Annotated in this window: 2 pseudogenes; one reads left to right on the plus strand and one right to left on the minus strand. The window is 50.6% G+C overall.

What is annotated here, in order from left to right:
* Positions 1-277, plus strand: a pseudogene (locus tag CYP26_RS00895) (translation initiation factor IF-2); the annotation flags it as partial.
* Here CYP26_RS00895 and CYP26_RS00900 read toward each other — a convergent pair.
* A pseudogene (locus CYP26_RS00900) lies at positions 226-471 on the minus strand (hypothetical protein); the annotation flags it as partial. The pseudogenes CYP26_RS00895 and CYP26_RS00900 overlap by 52 nt on opposite strands.
* Positions 472-502: the final 31 nt, after the last annotated feature.

Consider the following 502-nt stretch of genomic DNA (forward strand, 5'->3'; position numbering starts at 1 on the left):
GTACGCACAGAAAAAGGCTGAATAAAGCAGCCAAAAAGAGCTTAGCAAGGGCAGGAAAGTTGGTACGGATGAGCTTAGTGCTAAGATCGCTGAGGGCGAGCTAAAAACACTTCCGGTCATCATCAAAGCTGACGTGGGCGGATCACTCGAGGCGCTAAAGGCGAGACTAGAAAAACTGGCAAATGACGAGATCAGAGTAAAGGTGATCCACTCAGGCGTTGGCGGTATCACGCAAAGCGACGTTGCGCTTGCAAGCGCAACGTCGCTTTGCGTGATACCGCCAACGCCTGAGTGGATCACCTTTACTCTGATCTCGTCATTTGCCAGTTTTTCTAGTCTCGCCTTTAGCGCCTCGAGTGATCCGCCCACGTCAGCTTTGATGATGACCGGAAGTGTTTTTAGCTCGCCCTCAGCGATCTTAGCACTAAGCTCATCCGTACCAACTTTCCTGCCCTTGCTAAGCTCTTTTTGGCTGCTTTATTCAGCCTTTTTCTGTGCGTAC

Source organism: Campylobacter concisus (assembly GCF_002913225.1).
GTDB classification, from domain to species: Bacteria; Campylobacterota; Campylobacteria; order Campylobacterales; family Campylobacteraceae; genus Campylobacter_A; species Campylobacter_A concisus_J.